This is a genomic window from Streptomyces sp. NBC_01669 (assembly GCF_026339735.1).
Classification (GTDB): Bacteria; Actinomycetota; Actinomycetes; order Streptomycetales; family Streptomycetaceae; genus Streptomyces; species Streptomyces yanii.
The window spans coordinates 502,729-519,959 of the sequence record NZ_JAPEQG010000001.1; the positions used below are offsets into that span (position 1 = coordinate 502,729).

The following is a 17,231-nucleotide window of genomic DNA, read 5'->3' on the forward strand; positions in this document are numbered from 1 at the left end:
CCGCACATCGGTGGCCGGCCAGGCACGACCGCAGGCCTAGGCTCCCGCGGCGCGCTCGATCAGGAGATGGCGGGGACCTCGCAGCACCGGGCTGCGCCGGTACGGAGGCGGGTCCTCGACCAGACGGGGGTCGACGAGGTGGCGGAGGAGCGCGTCGAGCGCGATCTGCGCCTCGATACGGGCGAGCGGGGCGCCGAAGCAGTTGTGAATGCCGCTGCCGAAGCCGAAGTGCTGATTGTCCTCGCGCATCGGGTCGAAACGGTCGGGGTCACGGAATCTCAGGGGGTCCCGGTTACCGGAAGCCAGCACGAGGATCAGGGGTGCGCCCTTGGGGACGGTGATGCCCGCGACGTCGATATCGGTGAGCGGTGAGCGCTGTGGCAGGAAGTGAACGGGGGGCTCGTAACGCAGCAGTTCCTCCACCGCCCTCGGAAGGAGTTCGGGCGCGGCGCGCAGCTGCTCCAGGATGTCGGGGTGGCGCAGCAGTGTGAGCATGCCGTTGGTGATCAGGTTGACAGTCGTCTCGTGACCGGCGATGAGCAGCAGCACCCCTGTGGCCATCAGTTCCCGATGTGTGAGGCGTCCTTCGGGCCCTTCGTCATTGGCGAGGGCGGAGAGCATGTCCCCGGTCGGGTGACCGCGCCGCTCTTCGGCGAGGCCGCCCAGATAGTGCGCCATCGCCATCCGTGCCTCCTGAGCCGACCGCCGACGCTGCTCCGGGTCCTCCCCGGGCGTGGGGTCGAAACCGGCGATGATCGCGTTCGTCCAGGCGCGGACACGGGGCACATCCTCCTGGGGCACGCCCAGGAGCCGGCAGATCACGGTGACGGGGAGCGGGTAGGCGAAATCGTCGACGAGGTCGATCCGGTCCTTGTCGTGGAACGAGTGGATCAGTTCCTCGGCGATCCGGGTGATGTCGCCGTGCAGGGCGTCGATCCGTCCCGGGGAGTGCGGCGGACCGAAGGGGCGCATGGCGAGGCGGCGGAGCCGGTCGTGTTCGGGGTCGTCGACACCGATGAAGGACGGCGGCAGTTCGTCCGACCTGGCCAGAGCCGCGTCCGGGTCCGGCTCCTTTCGGTTACGGAGGTCCGAGCTGATCCGTGGATCATGAAGCAGAGCGGCGATCTCATGGTAGGTGCCCACCAGGTAGCTGCCATTGTCCTGTCGCACCACCCCGCTCTCGCGCAGTTCCGCGTAGAGCGGATACGGGTCGGGGCGGTTCGCGTAGTCGGTGATGCGCTCAAAGAGGGTGTCCGGGGGCATGCGTGGGGCTCCTCATCGACAGTGGGCGGCGGTCGGGGACAGTTCGTGCCGCACCAGCGTCAGGTGCCTGTCCGGCAGATGACCGGTGAGAGCCACAGTCGGGCCGTGCGAGAGCAGCTGTGGGGACGGCACGTCGGAGGGGACGGGATCGAACGACCCGGGCCGGTCGGCGGCACCGGGCGCGGGAGGAAACGGTGCCGCCGTCTCGATGAGGTACTGGTAGTGCTCCAGCCACTTGGCGCGATTCACACTGACCGCCGCGGTGACGCGTCCCCGGTAGCCGTAGACGGCGACGAAGCGCCCCTCGCGCAGCGAGCCCTGGGCGATGACCACTTGGTCGGAGAAGGTCGGTACGCCCACGGACTTGATGTTCAGGCCGAACTGGCTGGACCAGAAGGCGGGCACGGTCAGGTGCGGGCGCCTGCGTGGCCCAGGGCTGATCATGTTGTGGGCCGCCACCTCGGCCTGCGCAACCGCGTTGCCCCAGTGTTCGAGGGACAGCATCTGGTACTCGAAGAGCGGGTGCGGGAAGCGTGCCACGTCTCCGGCGACGAAGACATCGTCGGTGACGATCCCGTACATGTCGAAGGCTCGGCACCCCGCGTCGCACGCGACGCCGCGGGGGCCGGCGGCCAGACCTGATCCGTCAAGCCATTCGGTGTTGCGGACGGCGCCCAGCGCGACCACGGCTACATCGGCGTCGATCCGGCCGCCGTCGGAGAATTCGGCGCCGGTGAGCCGGCCGTTGCGACCCTTCAGCGCGGTGACGGTCACGCCGCAGCGCAGGTCGACTCCGTGCGCGCGTTGCAGCTTCCCGGCAAAGGTGCCGAGTGTCCCGCCCAGCGCACCGACGAGGGGCGAAGGTCCGCGTTCGGCGACCGTTACGTCGAGACCGAGCTCCCGGCAGGCGGAGGCGATCTCCGAACCGATGAATCCGGCGCCGATCACCAGCACTCGGCGCGGTCCGGCGTCGAGGCGTTCGGCGAGGCGGGCCGCATCGTCGTTCGTACGCAGGGTGAGTACGCCGTCCAGGCGGGCTTCGTCGGCGTTCGGCCAGGGTCGGGCCCGGGTTCCGGTGGCGATCAGCAGCCGGTCGTAGGCGAGCTGTTCACCGTCGGCGAGGATCACCCGCTTCTCGATCGGATCGACCCCACCGGCACGTACACCGAGCTTCCACCGGGCGTCCACCGCACTGCGGCTCGGCAGCGCGACGTCCTGCGCGCGCACCCGCCCGAGCAGCACCTGCTTGGACAGCGGTGGTCTGTCGTACGGGGGGTGCGGCTCCTCCCCGACCAGGGTCAGCGATCCGGCGAAGCCTTGCTCGCGCAGCGTCTCGGCGGCGCGCAGACCGGCCAGCGACGCGCCGACGACGACGATCCGGCCCTCGCCGATCACGAGGCGCCGAGGCCGGCCGGCTCGCCGACCAGAATGGCCTGTACCGGACAGGCCGCCTCCGCGCGTCGGACGCGCTCATGCTGATCGTCGGGCACGCTCGGCCTGAACATCAGGGCCTCCTCGCCATGCAGTTCGAACACCTGGGGGGCGAGAAACACACATTGCGCGTAACTCTGGCACCGATTGAGGTCGACAACGATCTGCATTCCGGTCCACTCCTCCGTGCCACCGTTATCCCTGTCCTATTACCTGCCGGAGTGCGACGCCAACGGTGCTGGGCCGTACGGGTGCGCGCCGGCCGAAGGATCAGGGAAGGCAGTGGCTGGAGCAGACCGTGCGCCAGGGAAGCACCGGTCCGATGCGCCAACGGCGCGCGATGACACTGCCTCCCCCGCAAACCGCCCGTCGGCCGGCGCTCCGGTGCCCGAGCGATTCGTCGGCCCAGCCCATCGGTTCACCGGCATTCCGCCGGGAGCCGTCCGTCAACGGCATGTCGCGGCATTCAGTCACGGCGACGCCTGTTGATAATGACGCGTCACGGCAGAGCGGCGATGGGAGCCCGATGCTGGGCCGACGACTGCGCATCGGACTGCTGGTGCCCTTGCTCGGAGCAGTGAGCGCATGCGGCCGTACCGGCGAGCACGGCGAGGATGCTTCAGCCCGCGCCAGAGGGTTCGAGCGGTTCCTGGCGCCTGAGGCACGCGCACGGACCTTGGCGCCGGTACGGCTCACCGCAATCCAATCCTGCGGGCGCGACGCGTCGGTCGACAGGCGTCGAAGGTCGGCTGCCCCTCCCTCTCGTCCGGGGCCATCAGAAATCCCACCGCGCAACGACCGTCTCCGGTGAAAGCACGGAGCGGGGCCGTTCCCTTCCCGTACGCGCGGATGCGCAGGCCGGCGCTGTGGCGCTGGGCGAACCGAGGCACCCAAGAGGTCGTCGAAGCAACCAGAAAGGCAACGCCATGGACGAGCGACAGGCAGCCACCGGAATGATTGCGGGGCGTGATGCGAAGCTCGCACTTCCGGTCGCGGACACGGTGGGCTGGGGTCCGCTGGATGTACGAGCGGTGGACACCGTGCGCGTTCTGGCCGCTGACGCGGTCCAGAAGGTGGGAAACGGTCATCCGGGAACCGCGATGAGCCTGGCCCCGCTGGCCTATCTGCTGTTCCAGCAGGTGATGCGCCACGACCCCACCGATGACCAATGGCTGGGACGCGATCGATTCGTGCTCTCCTGCGGGCACTCAAGTCTCACTCTGTACATCCAGTTGTACCTCAGCGGGTACGGACTGGAGCTGCAGGATCTCAAGCAGCTCCGCACCTGGGGCTCCGCAACGCCGGGGCATCCGGAATACCGCCACACCCGGGGTGTGGAGGTCACCACGGGCCCCCTGGGCCAGGGGCTGGCCGCCGCGGTGGGAATGGCGCTGGCGGCACGGCGCGAGCGCGGGCTGCTGGATCCCGACGCCCCGCCGGGTGAGAGCCCATTCGACCATCACGTGTACGTCGTCGCCTCGGACGGCGACCTCATGGAAGGAGTCGCATCGGAGGCGAGTTCGCTCGCCGGCCACCAGGAACTGGGCAACCTGGTCGTCCTCTACGACTCCAACCACATCTCGATCGAGGACGACACCGAGATCTCGTTCAGCGAGGATGTCGCCGCGCGCTACTCCGCGTACGGATGGCAGGTGCAGACTGTCGACTTCACGCACACGGGCTCCTACGTCGAGGACGTCGACGCCCTCGCGGCGGCGATCACGGCCGCCAAGCAGGACGCTTCGCGACCGTCCATGATCGTGCTGCGTACGGTCATCGGCTGGCCCGCCCCCACGAAGCAGAACACCGGCAAGGCCCATGGCTCAGCGCTCGGTGACCAAGAAGTCGCCGCCACCAAGGCCTTGCTGGGCTTCGATCCGGGTCGGAGCTTTGTCGTGGAGGACGAAGTCCTGGCCCACGTCAGGAAGGTGCGGGAGCGGGGCGCTGCTGCGCGTCGCCAGTGGGAGAGCGTGTATGAGAAGTGGCGCGCCGCCCATCCTGACCGGGCCGCGCTGCTTGACCGGTTGCGCGACCGGCGTCTGCCCGATGGCTGGGCCGACAAGCTGCCGACTTTCCCCGCCGACCCTGCCGGAATGGCCACGCGCAAGGCATCCGGCGAGGTGCTGACGGCGCTGGCGCCCGTCCTGCCCGAACTGTGGGGTGGATCCGCCGATCTTGCGGGGAGCAACAACACCACGATGAAGGGGGAACCCTCCTTCATCCCGGTCGCCAAGCAGACGGCCGAGTGGAAGGGCAATGCCTACGGGCGGACGTTGCACTTCGGCATCCGTGAGCACGCCATGGCCGCAATCCTCAACGGCATCGCGCTGCAGAGTCTGACACGTCCCTACGGCGGCACATTCCTCGTCTTCAGCGACTACATGCGTCCGGCAGTCCGTCTGGCAGCGCTCATGCGGCTCCCGGCCACCTACGTCTGGACGCACGACTCCATCGGGTTGGGCGAGGACGGGCCCACCCACCAGCCCGTCGAGCACCTGGCCGCGCTACGGGCGATTCCTGGCCTCGACGTCGTACGGCCGGCCGATGCGAATGAGACCACTGTCTGCTGGCGCACCATCATCGAGCATCAGGACAGGCCCGCCGGTCTCGTGCTCACCCGGCAGCCGCTGCCCGTCCTGGAACGGGGCACCGACACGCATGCCCCGGCCGAGGAAGCGGCCCGCGGCGCGTACGTCCTCGTGGACCGTGCCGACGGGCAGCCCGACGTCGTCCTCGTCGCGACCGGCTCGGAAGTACACATCGCCCTGCAGGCGCGTGAACTGCTGGCCGCCGAAGGGTACGAGGCACGCGTGGTGTCCATGCCGTGCCGGGAATGGTTCCACGCTCAGCCCGTTGCCTATCAGAACGCGGTACTGCCGCCCGCCGTGCGCGCCCGCGTGAGCGTCGAGGCGGCCGTCGGTCAGGGCTGGCGCGACATCGTGGGCGACGCGGGCCGCATCGTCAGCCTCGAGCACTTCGGCGCCTCCGCCGACTACAAGCGCCTCTACCAGGAATTCGACATCACGCCTCAAGCGGTGGTTGCTGCAGCCCTCAGCAGCATCCGTGCGGCCTCCGGCACGGTGAACCCCGGTGGAGAGCGGCACGCCTAGTGCCCCTCCCGGCACCAGCCAGGGTCTGTCGTCGAACTGCCGCTGTCCGGCCGGAGGCAGGCGCGTTCGACGACAGCCCCCGGGGCCTCCAGGCCACCGCGAGCGTGGGCTCTCCCGGCTGACGACCACCTGTCGGAGTGACATGTCGGAAGTGCGTTGCCACGTTGTTCACGCTCGGGTCGTCGCGACCCTCGTCGCGTGTCGACGTATGCCCGGCGATCCCACTGCCCGAAGGTGCTCGTGCACCAGGCGGACCGCCATCGCGCCCTCGCCGACCGCGGAGGCCACCCTCTTGACCGAACCGCTGCGGACGTCGCCGACAGCGAAGAGTCCCGGGAGACCGGTCTCCAGGGCGAGCGGGGCACGGGCAAGGTGGCGCCAGAGGTTCGCGGAAACATCGACCACGTCGTGGCCCGTGCGGATGAAACCCTGCGGGTCCAGGCCGACAGCCGCGTCGAGCCAGGATGTGGCGGGGTGCGCGCCGATGAAGACGAACAGGGCGCTCGCTTCCAGCACCTGCCGTTCGCCGGTTCTGTTGTCCTGGACGAGAACGGACTCGACCCGGTCGCTGCCGGTGACTTGCCGGACCTCGGTGTTCACGAGCACATCGATCCGGGGGTGCCGTTCTATCCGGTCGATCAGGTAGCGGGACATGCTGTGAGTGAGGTCGCCGCCACGTACGAGCAGATGCACCGCGGGCGACTGACGCGCCAGGAACAGCGCGGCCTGGCCGGCGGAGTTGCCGCCGCCGACGACGGCCACGGGGTCCATGCGGCAGTTTCTCGCCTCCCAGAGGGTGGCGGCATAGTGGACCCCGGCTCCTTCGAGCCGTTCGATGCCGGGCGCGGGCAGGCGCCGGTACCGGGCGCCGGTGGCCACCACGACGGTGTGGGCGGAGATCGTGGCACCGTCGGTGAGCGTCACGACGTGGGACCCGTCCCGCTGTTCCAGCCGTGCGGCTTCGGCGGGGACGGTGATCCGGGCGCCGAACCGGTCGGCCTGGAGAGCGGCGCGTTCGGCGAGTTCGGTGCCGGAGATCCCGGCGGGGAATCCGAGGTAGTTCTCGATCCGGGAGGAGGTTCCGGCCTGACCGCCGGTGGCCACGGCTTCCAGGACGACCGTGGCCAGTCCTTCGGAGGCCCCGTACACGGCCGCGGCCAGCCCCGCGGGTCCCGCGCCGACCACCAGCAGATCGCAGACGGCTTCTGTGGGGGTGTCGGAGCGCAGGCCTATCACCCGTGCCAGCTCGGCGTCGGTGGGGTTGCGCAGCACCCGGTCGTCGTGCCAGACGACCACGGGGGTCTCCTCGGGTGTCACTCCCACACGGCGCAGCAGCGCCTCGGCCTCGGTGTCCTTCTCCAGATCGATCCAGCGATGCGGGAGCCGGTTACGGGCGGCGAACTCGAGCAGCCTCCGGGTGTCCGGGGAGAACGCGGAGCCGATGATCCTGAAACCGGTGGCCATCCCGGCCAGCAGCGTCCGACGCAGGAAGTAGGCGCGCAGGATGAGGTCGCCGAGCGCGGGTTCGCGGACGAGCAGGTCGCGCAGTTCGGCCGAACCGACCACCAGGACCTCACCGGGGGCACGGACCACGGCGCTGAGGAAGGCGGCCTGACCCTCGCGCAGGCCGAGCTCGCCGAGGAAACTCCCCGGGCCATGGAGCTGATAGGTCCTCTCGTGACCGCCATGGTCATCTACCACGGCCACCGTGCCGCTGAGGACGACGAAGAATTCCTGACTGGGTCTGCCCGCCTGATAGAGCAGTTCGCCTTCGACGGTCGGCCACCACTGTCCACAGGCGCTCAGCACCTGGATCTGGTCGTCCGTCAATTGCGGGTACGCGTCATACGGCGTGGGCGTTTCAGCGGTCACAGTGCACTTCCCTTGGGACGGATGAGAGGGGGGAGCTCAGACCATGGCTTCGTGGACGAAACACCAGCGCCAGTCCTCACCGGGCTCGAAGGACCGCGCAATGGGATGTCCGGCCGTCTCGGCATGTCCACGGGCATGGCGCATCGGGGACGAGTTGCAGCATCCGACATGGCCACAGGTGAGACAGAGCCGGAGATGGCCCCAGGGGGAATCGCGGCGCAGGCATTCCTCGCATCCCTGCGGGGTCCTGGCGGTGACGGGTCGGACCAGTGAGAGGTGTGGGTCGGGCGGGATGGTCATCGCGACCTCCAGAGTCGGTCAGGCGGGCTGGGCGCTGTCCGTCAGTGCCTGCTCCACGCACTGGCGCAGCACCGGGGCCGACGCCGCGCCGGCCTGGCGGGCGACGGTCCGGCCCCGGTCGAGGACCAGCAGGGTGGGGACGGCCTGGACCTCGAAGCGCCGGGCGAGCGCCGGTGACTTGTCGAGGTCGACCTTCACGAGTTTGATCCGGCCGGCCAGGTCGTTGGCGACCTTCTCCAGAGCGGGGCTGACCATCCGGCACGGGCCGCACCAGGTGGCCCAGAGATCGACGAGGACCGGCAGACCGGCCTGCTCGGCGACGATGCCGAAGTCGGAGTCCCCCGCTTCGGCGATCCAGGGCAGCGGAGCTCGGCAGTTGCCGCACCGGGGGCGGCCCTGTGCGGCGGCGGGCACACGGTTGGTCCTGCCGCAGGTGCCGCAGCGGACGGTGCGACTGACCGGGGAGGCCCTCATGACGACTCCTGCGGCTCGTCCTGGAGGGTGAAGGTCAGTTCGTCGTCCTGGGCGTCGACCAGGATCGTCACGCCCTCGGTCGCCTCGCCGCTGAGCAGCGCGCGGCCGATCCTGGTCTCGACCTCGTGGGAGATGAAGCGGCGCAGCGGACGGGCGCCGTAGACCGGGTCGTAGCCTTCGGCGGCGATGAGGTGGCGGGCCGGTTCGGTGAGGACGAGGGAGATGCGCTGGTCGGCGAGGCGGCGGCGCAGCTCGTCGAGGAGCAGATCGACGATGCGTTCGATCTGCGCCAGGCCGAGCGGGTGGAACAGGACGATGTCGTCGACACGGTTGAGGAATTCGGGGCGGAAGTGGCTGTTGAGCTCGCCCATCACGAGTTCCCGTACCTCGGGCTTGATCTCGCCGGCGTCGGTGGCGTCCTCGAGCAGGTACGGGGATCCGAGGTTCGAGGTCATGATGACGACTGTGTTGCGGAAGTCGACGGTTCGACCCTGGGCGTCGGTGATCCTGCCGTCGTCCAGGACCTGGAGCAGTGTGTTGAAGACGTCGGTGTGGGCCTTCTCGATCTCGTCGAAGAGGACGACGGAGTACGGCTTGCGGCGCACCGCCTCGGTGAGCTGGCCGCCCTCCTCGTAACCGACGTATCCAGGGGGTGCGCCGACGAGGCGGCTCACGGTGTGCCTCTCCTGGTACTCGCTCATGTCGAGGCGGATCATGTTGCTCTCGCTGTCGAAGAGTGCGGCGGCGAGGGTCTTGGCCAGCTCGGTCTTACCGACGCCCGTGGGGCCCAGGAAGATGAACGAGCCGATCGGCCGGCGCGGGTCGCGCACTCCGGAACGAGCCCGGATCACCGCGTCGGCGACCAGTTGTACGGCCTCGTCCTGGCCGATGACCCGCTCGCGCAGGATCTCGTCCAGGCGCAGCAGTTTCTGCCGTTCGCCTTCCTGGAGCCGGGTGACGGGGATGCCGGTCCAGGCGGAGACGATCTCGGCGATCTCCTCGGCGGTGACCACCTCGCGCAGCAGCCGTGTCTCGCCCTGTTTGACGGCGAGTTGCTCCTCTTCGGCGGCAAGGCGGCGTTCGAGCTCGCTGATGGTGCCGTAGCGCAGCTGGGCGGCGCGGCTCAGGTCGTAGGCGCGTTCGGCCTCCTCGGCCTCCTGCCGGGCGCGTTCCAGTTCCTGACGCAGTTCCTGGACGCGGCGGATGGCCTGGCGTTCGGCCTCCCACTGGGCATGTTTGGCGTCCGCCTCGCCCCGCAGGTCGGCCAGTTCACGGCGCAGGTCGTCCAGACGGGCACGGCTTGCCGGGTCGGTCTCCTCGGCCAGGGCCGCCTCCTCGATCTCCAGCCGGGTCACCCGACGGGTGAGTTCGTCGAGTTCGGCCGGCATGGAGTCGATCTCGGTGCGCAGCCGCGCGCACGCCTCGTCGACCAGGTCGATGGCCTTGTCGGGGAGGAAGCGGTCGCTGATGTAGCGGTGGCTGAGGGTGGCGGCGGCGACCAGAGCGCCGTCCTGGATCTTGACACCGTGGAAGATCTCCAGGCGTTCGCGGATCCCACGCAGGATGGAGATCGCGTCCTCGACGGTCGGCTCGTCCACGAGGACGGTCTGGAAACGGCGTTCCAGGGCGGCATCGGACTCGACGTGCTTGCGGTACTCCTCCAGCGTGGTGGCGCCGATCATGTGCAGCTCGCCGCGGGCCAGCATCGGCTTGAGCATGTTGCCCGCGTCCATGGCGCCCTCGGCGGCGCCGGCACCGACGACGGTGTGCAGTTCGTCGACGAAGAGCAGGATCGAGCCCTCGGCACCCTTGACCTCCGCCAGGACGGCCTTGAGGCGTTCCTCGAACTCGCCGCGGTATTTGGCTCCGGCCACCAGCGAGCCCATGTCGAGCGAGAACACCGTCTTGTCCCGCAACCCCTCCGGTACGTCACCGCGCACGATCCGTTGGGCCAGACCCTCGACGATGGCGGTCTTGCCGACGCCGGGTTCGCCGATCAGAACGGGGTTGTTCTTGGTCTTGCGGCTGAGGATCTGGATCACCCGCCGGATCTCTGCGTCCCGGCCGATCACCGGGTCGAGCCGACCGGTGCGGGCCTCCACGACCAAGTCGCGGCCGTACTTCTCCAGAGCCTCGTAGGCGGCTTCCGGGTTGGCGGACGTAACCCTCTGGTGGCCACGCACCTGGGTGAGGGCGCCGAGGAAGGTGTCCTTGGTGACGCCCTGTTCGGCGAGCCGTCGGCCGGCGGCGGTGGCCGGGCCCTCGTCCACCAGGGCCAGAACCAGGTGCTCGGTCGAGACGTATTCGTCCTTGAGGCGTTTGGCCTCCTGCTCCGCCGTGTCGAGCAATCGGGCGAGGCGCTGGGTGACCATCACCTGGCCGGGGGCGGCGCCCGGTCCGGTGGTGCGCGGGCGCTTGGCGAGATCGGCTTCGACGGCGCCCCGCAGCGCGGCCGGGTCGGCGCCGGCGCCGGCGAGCAGCCGGGTCGTCAGGCCGTCCTGCTGATCGAGCAACGCCAGGAGCAGATGCTCACCGTCGACCTCGTTCCGGCCGAGCCGCACCGCCACGCTCTGCGCTTCCTGCAGCGCTTCCTGGGACTTCTGCGTGAGGCGGTTCATGTCCATTGCGTTCGCTCCTCGGCGGCTCGTCGGCTGCGCCGCAGCGCCCTCTCCAGATGATCGATACGGTCGAGCAGGTCCAGCACGACCCCGACGGCCGCGTAGTTGAGCGACAAACCGGCCCGCAGTCGCTGCACGCGGGCGATGGCCGACGGAGCGGTGGTACGGAACCACAGTCGCCCGTGGGCGTCCCGCTCGGCGTCCAGCAGCCCGAGGGCTACGAAACAGCGGACCAGGTCGGGCGAGAGACCGCTGCGTCGCGCGACACCGGCCAGGGACAGCTCGTAGGGAGTGATCCGGCAGATCCGGACCAGGGGATACTGGGCGACGGCACGGCCGTGTGCGGCGTCTTCGCCGGGAGAACGCTGATCGTCACTCATGCCTGCTTCCTCGGGTCGAAGGTCGAGGCCCCGGCCAGTTCCCCGAACAACTCGCGTTCGCGCGGACTCGGCGACGAGGGCACCATCACCTGGATCTCGGCGTAGAGGTCACCGGCCGAGCCCTTGGGGTGGGGCATCCCCTCCCCGCGCAGCCGCAGCCGCCGGCCGGTGGAGGTACCCGGGGGGACGTGGACCTTGGCGGTGCCGCCGGGGCCGGTGACCGGCACGGTCGCCCCCAGGACGGCCTCCCAGGGTGTGACCGGCAGATCGACGTGGATGTCGCGGCCGGTGAGCCGGTACCGGGGGTGAGGGGCGACACTGACCACGAGGTAGAGGTCCCCCGCGGCGCCTTGGCCGCGGCCCCGGCCCCCCTCCCCCGCAAGCCGGATGCGCTGCCCGTCGACGACACCCGCGGGGATGTTCACGTCGTAGCTGCGCTCCCCGCCGGGGCCACCCAGAGTGATCTTCCGCCGACCACCGCGGTAGGCCTCTTCCACGGTGAGGGTGAGCTCGGCCTCCTGGTCGGCACCGGGTACCGGCCCTGGCCCGCGGCCCGCCCGGCCGCCGAACACACCCCCGAAGAGGTCCTCGAAGTCGAAGCCTGCGGTGTCGAAGTCCCCTTCCGTCCAGACCCGGGCGCCTCCGCGGCCCGCGCCCCGGCCCCCCTGGAAGGGTCCGCCGCGGTACGCTCCGGCGCCGCGGAAGCCTTGTGCTGCCGCAACCCGCTCGTCGTAGTCCTCCGGGATCTGCCGGAAGTCGGCGCCGAACCGGTCGTACCTGGCCCGGGTATCGGGGTCGGAGAGGACTCCGTACGCCTCGTTGATCTCCTTGAAGCGCTCCTCGGCGGCCGGATCCTTGTTGACATCCGGGTGGTGACGGCGGGCCAGGGTGCGGAATGCCTGCTGGATCTCGGCCGCGTCGGCGGTCCGGGGGACGCCCAGCACCTCGTAGTAGTCGCGTGCCATGGCGGCTTACTCCTGCTTGCGGCTGACCGCTACCGCCGCCGGTCGCAGTTGGCGGTCGGGGTCGCCGTAGCCGGGGCGCAGCACCTGGACGACGGTGCCCGGGGCGGTGTCCGGGTCCTCGACCACGGTGACCACCTCGTGCAGCACGGGATCGAAGGGGACACCGGTCTCGTCGTGGCGCGGATAGCCGAGGCCTCTCAGGACGTCCAGGGCCTGATCGCGTACCGCCTGCACACCGCGGACGATCGTCTCGGGGTCCGCGTCGGCGTGGGCGAGGGCCAGTTCGAGGTTGTCGACGACCGGGAGCCAGGCGGCCGTGGCCCTGGCTCGTTCCGCCTCCAGCTCCCGGGGGCGGTCGCGGGCGTACCGCTTGCGGAGGTTGTCCAGATCGGCGAGGGCTCGCCGCCACCGGTCCTCCAACTCCTCGGCCTCGAGGGCCGACGGGCCCTGCGGTGCGGGTGTCTCCTCCTGCGGATGCTCCGTCCGAACTGCGTCCTCGGCGGGAGGTGTCTGGTCATGTTCCGACATGACGTCACCTCAGCCCCGGTCGAACTCGGCGTCGATGACGTCGTCGTCGCCACCGGACGGCCGGCCCGAGGCGGACGTTGCGCCCTGGTCCGCGGTCTGTGCCGCCGCGGCGGAGTGGGTGGCCAGTGCGGCGTAGATCTGCTGGAGTTCGGAGGTGACGGCGCGGGCGCGGTCCACGGGCGCCTCCTCCTTGACGGCGGTACGCGCCTCCTCGATGACCATTTCGGCGCGGGCGCGCTCGTGCTGTGGCGCGGCGTCACCGAGTTCTTCCAGCCGGCGCTCCACCTGGTACGCGGCGGCGTCGAGTTCGTTACGGGCGTCGACGGCCTGGCGCAGTGCCTGGTCGGCGGTGCGGTTGCGCTCGGCCTCCTCGATCATCCGATCGACCTCGGCCTGGTCGAGGTTGGATCCCTCGCTGATCGTGATCGACTGTTCGGCGCCGGTGTCCTTGTCCTTGGCGCTGACCTTGAGGATGCCGTTGGCGTCGATGTCGAAGGTGACTTCGATCTGGGTCTGCCCGCGGGGGGCGGGCCTGAGGTTCTCCAGCCTGAAGCGGCCCAGCACCCTGTTGTCGGCAGCCAGTTCGCGTTCGCCCTGGAGCACCACGATGTCGACGGCCGGCTGGTTGTCCTCGGCCGTGGAGAAGACCTCGGACCGTCGGGCGGGGATGGTGGTGTTCCGCTCGATGATCTTCGTCATGACGCCGCCCGCGGTCTCCACGCCCAGCGAGAGCGGAGTGACGTCCAGCAGGAGGACGTCCTTGACCTCGCCCTTGAGCACCCCGGCCTGAACAGCGGCGCCCAGCGCCACCACCTCGTCCGGATTGACGCTCATGTTGGGGTCCTTGCCGCCGGTCAGGCGTCGTACCAGAGCCTGCACGGCCGGCATACGCGTCGAGCCGCCGACCAGGATGACCTCGTCGATGTCGTTGTCACTGATCTTCGCGTCGCCCATCGCCTGCTTGACCGGGGCCAGGCAGCGCTCCACCAGATCCGCAGTGATCTGGTCGAAGGTGGAGCGGCGGACGGTCTCGGTGAGGTGTTTGGGCCCGGAGGCATCCGCCGTGACGAACGGCAGACTCACCTGGGTCTGGGTGACCGAACTCAGTTCGGTCTTCGCCTTCTCGGCCGCCTCGAACAGGCGCTGCAGAGCCTGCGGGTCCTTGCGCAGGTCGATGCCCTCGGTCTTCTGGAACGCGTCCGCCAGATGGTCCACCAGTCGGCGGTCGAAGTCGTCGCCGCCCAGGTGGGAGTCGCCGGCCGTGGACCGAACCTCCACCACACCGTCGCCGACGTCGAGGATGCTGACATCGAAGGTGCCACCGCCGAGGTCGAAGACCAGGACCGTCTCATGGCCCTTCTTGTCCAGACCGTAGGCCAGGGCTGCGGCGGTCGGCTCGTTGATGATCCGCAGAACTTCCAGACCGGCGATCTTTCCCGCGTCCTTCGTGGCCTGTCGCTGAGCGTCGTTGAAATAGGCGGGTACGGTGATGACAGCCTCTGTCACCCGCTCGCCGAGTGACCTCCCCGCGTCCTCGGCCAGCTTGCGCAGCACCTGCGCGCTGATCTCCTCCGGCGCGTACTGCTTGCCGTGCACCTCGAAGCGGGCCACCCCGCCCGGTCCCTCGACCACGTCGAAGGAGACCGCCTTGGCCTCCTCGGGGACCTCGTCGAAGCGACGTCCGATGAACCGCTTCGAGGAGGTGATGGTGCCCTTGGGGTTGAGGATCGACTGCCGGCGTGCCAGCTGTCCGACCAGGCGCTCGCCGGTGTCGGAGAAGGCGACCACCGAGGGGGTGGTCCTGGCTCCCTCGGCATTCGGGATCACGGCGGGCTCACCGCCCTCCCAGACCGCGATGACCGAGTTGGTGGTACCGAGGTCGATGCCTACTGCCTTGGCCATGGGATTCTCCTCCGTCGCGGCACTGACCGAACGCCGCGGCTGCCGGGATCACGATCCCGCTCGCGGCCCCACATGGGGAAAGGGTGGCGCGGTGGCGCACCCGTTTCCCTGCCCCGGCAGGACCAATCCGGGCAGGCCCGCCCGTCCCGTGAGGTCAGGGCGTCCGCAGGGCCGGCTGAGAGCCTGCGTCGGACGGCGTAGCGTGAAAGGCGGAGAGCTGCTGTGTCGAGACACGAATGGATCTCCGATGGATGCTGTCCGCTCCGGATCATCGACGGTGTGTGGTGTACGCCCGATCCCGCAGCGCTGGGCCGGCCGGCACACGTTCCTCCGTCTCACGACGGCGATGTTCGACGCCACCGACGACCGTGAGGTGGTGTGGGCGGCCATGGCGGCGATCGCCGTCACCGGGCCGTTCGCGGCAGAAGCGGCCTATGCAGCTCACCACGGCGTCGCGCAGCGGTGTCGCCGGTGTTCCACGGCCGGCCCCGGTCATTCCCCGCCGGGCATCGTGGCGGTGAACGCCACGGCGGCCGAGCCCGCCGTGACGGACGACGAACCGACAGCCGCCGACGGCGTCGACCGATGGATCGCTGCGCTGGAGGGCCGCAGCGGGCGCTGGGACGACCAGGACGGCCATTGCCTGTGGGCATTGGCGCTGCGCCACCGCGATCGATGTCTCGGCTACCTCGTCGTTCGCATACTGGACACTCCCTCGGCCGAGGAGACCGCCGACGCCGAACTGCTCGCCCGGCAGGCCGCAGCCGCACTCGCGGGACTGGGCCGGCCCTGGGAGAAGCCCGCCCGCGCCGAGAAGGAACAGTGGCCGACTGCGGAGGAACCCGGACCGGGGGTCGATCTCAGCGCCACCGTGTCCGCCCTTTCGTACCAGAACGCCTTTCACCGAGCCCTCACCCGTGTAGGGGCGTCCGGCAAGGGTGAACAGGGGATGCTCCGGGCCCTGCACGATCACACGGGATTCTCCGCACTGACCGAGGACCCCTTCGGCAATCTGCGGGCGTGGGCAGGCCCCGGCCGCGACGGATCGCGCCCCGGATCGGCGAACCGGCCCCGGGACGAGTTGCTGCGGCAGGTGCGGCGCCGGCAGGGCGCCGTCCGCGACCGGGACCGACTGGTCGTCCCCATCGAGGCGGCGGGCGACCTGCTCGGACTGGTCGCCCTGGTGGATCCCGACCGGCGGGCGGGGAAGCTGGACACCGCGGCGCTGGAGGAGACGGGCCTGGCCCTGGCCCCCGAGCTCTCCCACGAGCGCGCTCTCGCCGAGCTGGAGCCGAGGCTGCGCCACGACCTGGTCGAAAGGCTGATCTCCGGTGAGGCGACCGACGGCGTGTTCGTCCATGCGGCCGCCCTCGGTCACGACCTTCACGGGCCGCACCGCATCGCCGTGCTGCAGTGGGACGGAGCAGCGGAGGAGGTGACGCTGGACGACGCCGTCGCGCGGGCGGCCGAGCGCCTGGGACTGGATGTGCTCATCGGTGCCCGCGGGACCACCACCGTCGTCCTGGTGGCGGGTCCCGATCCCGGGGATGCCTTGTACCGAGCCGTGGCGCAGGACCTCGGCACGGCGACCGGGGCCGTCGGCATCGGCAGCCGCTGCGACCTCTTCACCGATCTGCCGCACTCCTACGACGGGGCCGTCCGTGCTCTCACCGTACGGCGCAGATCTCCGGAACCGCACGGCAGCACCAGCTTCGAGGACATCGGCATCTGCCGCATGATGGGAACCGGGGACGGCGAACGGGAGACCGACCGTTTCGTCAGGGAATGGCTCGGAGCTCTTCTGGAGTACGACGCCCGACACCACACCGACTTGGTCACCACGCTCTCGCGCTACCTGGAGAGCGGCGGCAGCTACGACACCACCGCCGACGTTCTCCAGATCCACCGAAGCACCGTGCGCTACCGTCTCCGGCGCATCCGCGAGATCACCGACCACGATCTCAGCGATGTCGAGACCCGGCTCAACCTGCACGTGGCCACTCGCATCCGCAACGTTCTCGGCAAACCAGGAACGGCACGAACATCGCCTCGTTCGACATCCCTTTGACTGCCCTCAGGTGCGAGGGGCACCAATCTGCCGTCGCTTGTCGGTGTGGTGCCGCGTCGTGTCCGCTCCGGAGCCCGCCCCACGTCACAGACGTTCCGGAGCCGATGCTTCTGCGGCTCGTCTCCGGCTGTGATCAGGGGGAACGAGCCGCAGATGTGCGAGCGACGTCGCAGGCAGCCGCCTGTCGCGCGTCCGGATCGGTGCCGCAGCAGACCGAGCGGTTGACGCCGTTCTCGATGCTGCGCGACCCCGGTCGTGGCGCGCTACAACGCGATGTCCGGGCCCGGCGAGTTCTTCCAACCACAGCACGGGCGGCCGAC

Annotated in this window: 13 protein-coding genes; 2 read left to right on the forward strand and 11 right to left on the reverse strand. The window is 69.8% G+C overall.

Annotation, left to right across the window (positions count from 1 at the left end; translation table 11 throughout):
• Window positions 1-36 precede the first annotated feature (36 nt).
• Genes OG972_RS02290 through OG972_RS02300 form a run of 3 tightly spaced genes read right to left on the reverse strand, consistent with a single transcriptional unit; the run spans window position 37 to window position 2,864 of the window.
• Complete coding sequence (locus tag OG972_RS02290) at window positions 37-1,263, reverse strand: cytochrome P450 (protein ID WP_266978007.1); 1,227 nt, start codon at window positions 1,261-1,263, stop codon at window positions 37-39.
• Between the two features lie 12 nt (window positions 1,264-1,275).
• The gene (locus OG972_RS02295; protein WP_266978008.1) at window positions 1,276-2,658 is read right to left on the reverse strand and encodes an NAD(P)/FAD-dependent oxidoreductase; all 1,383 of its coding nucleotides are present in this window, start codon (window positions 2,656-2,658) and stop codon (window positions 1,276-1,278) included.
• Window positions 2,655-2,864, reverse strand: a complete 210-nt coding sequence (locus OG972_RS02300) for a ferredoxin (RefSeq protein ID WP_266978009.1) — start codon at window positions 2,862-2,864, stop codon at window positions 2,655-2,657. The genes OG972_RS02295 and OG972_RS02300 overlap by 4 nt, the downstream gene beginning before the upstream one ends.
• Window positions 2,865-3,620: 756 nt before the next feature.
• On the opposite strand from OG972_RS02300, the gene tkt reads away from it, so the two are divergent.
• Complete coding sequence (tkt, locus tag OG972_RS02305) at window positions 3,621-5,804, forward strand: transketolase (RefSeq protein WP_266978010.1); 2,184 nt, start codon at window positions 3,621-3,623, stop codon at window positions 5,802-5,804.
• Window positions 5,805-5,972: 168 nt separating this feature from the next.
• Here the strand turns inward: tkt and OG972_RS02310 are convergent, their stop codons facing one another.
• Genes OG972_RS02310 through dnaK form a run of 8 tightly spaced genes read right to left on the reverse strand, consistent with a single transcriptional unit; the run spans window position 5,973 to window position 14,843 of the window.
• A complete protein-coding gene (locus OG972_RS02310; protein ID WP_266978011.1) occupies window positions 5,973-7,676 on the reverse strand; it encodes an FAD-dependent oxidoreductase in 1,704 nt (567 codons plus the stop codon).
• A 36-nt stretch (window positions 7,677-7,712) separates the two neighbouring features.
• Entirely contained in the window at window positions 7,713-7,976 is a 264-nt protein-coding gene (locus tag OG972_RS02315; protein ID WP_266978012.1) for a UBP-type zinc finger domain-containing protein, read from the reverse strand.
• 18 nt (window positions 7,977-7,994) lie between these two features.
• On the reverse strand, window positions 7,995-8,450 hold the full coding sequence (trxA, locus tag OG972_RS02320) for a thioredoxin (RefSeq protein ID WP_266978013.1): 456 nt from the start codon (window positions 8,448-8,450) through the stop codon (window positions 7,995-7,997).
• Window positions 8,447-11,074: an ATP-dependent chaperone ClpB gene (clpB, locus tag OG972_RS02325; protein WP_266978014.1), complete on the reverse strand. Its 2,628-nt coding sequence runs from the start codon at window positions 11,072-11,074 to the stop codon at window positions 8,447-8,449. Before clpB ends, trxA begins: the two co-directional genes overlap by 4 nt.
• Complete coding sequence (locus OG972_RS02330) at window positions 11,065-11,448, reverse strand: chaperone modulator CbpM (protein ID WP_266978015.1); 384 nt, start codon at window positions 11,446-11,448, stop codon at window positions 11,065-11,067. Before OG972_RS02330 ends, clpB begins: the two co-directional genes overlap by 10 nt.
• Window positions 11,445-12,413, reverse strand: a complete 969-nt coding sequence (locus OG972_RS02335; RefSeq protein ID WP_266978016.1) for a DnaJ C-terminal domain-containing protein — start codon at window positions 12,411-12,413, stop codon at window positions 11,445-11,447. Before OG972_RS02335 ends, OG972_RS02330 begins: the two co-directional genes overlap by 4 nt.
• Before the next feature lie 6 nt (window positions 12,414-12,419).
• Window positions 12,420-12,941: a nucleotide exchange factor GrpE gene (locus OG972_RS02340; RefSeq protein ID WP_266978017.1), complete on the reverse strand. Its 522-nt coding sequence runs from the start codon at window positions 12,939-12,941 to the stop codon at window positions 12,420-12,422.
• A 9-nt stretch (window positions 12,942-12,950) separates the two neighbouring features.
• Window positions 12,951-14,843: a molecular chaperone DnaK gene (dnaK, locus tag OG972_RS02345; RefSeq protein ID WP_266978018.1), complete on the reverse strand. Its 1,893-nt coding sequence runs from the start codon at window positions 14,841-14,843 to the stop codon at window positions 12,951-12,953.
• Window positions 14,844-15,090: 247 nt separating this feature from the next.
• Here dnaK and OG972_RS02350 point away from each other — a divergent pair, with 247 nt between their 5' ends.
• Complete coding sequence (locus OG972_RS02350) at window positions 15,091-16,911, forward strand: CdaR family transcriptional regulator (RefSeq protein ID WP_266978019.1); 1,821 nt, start codon at window positions 15,091-15,093, stop codon at window positions 16,909-16,911.
• Window positions 16,912-17,231: the final 320 nt, after the last annotated feature.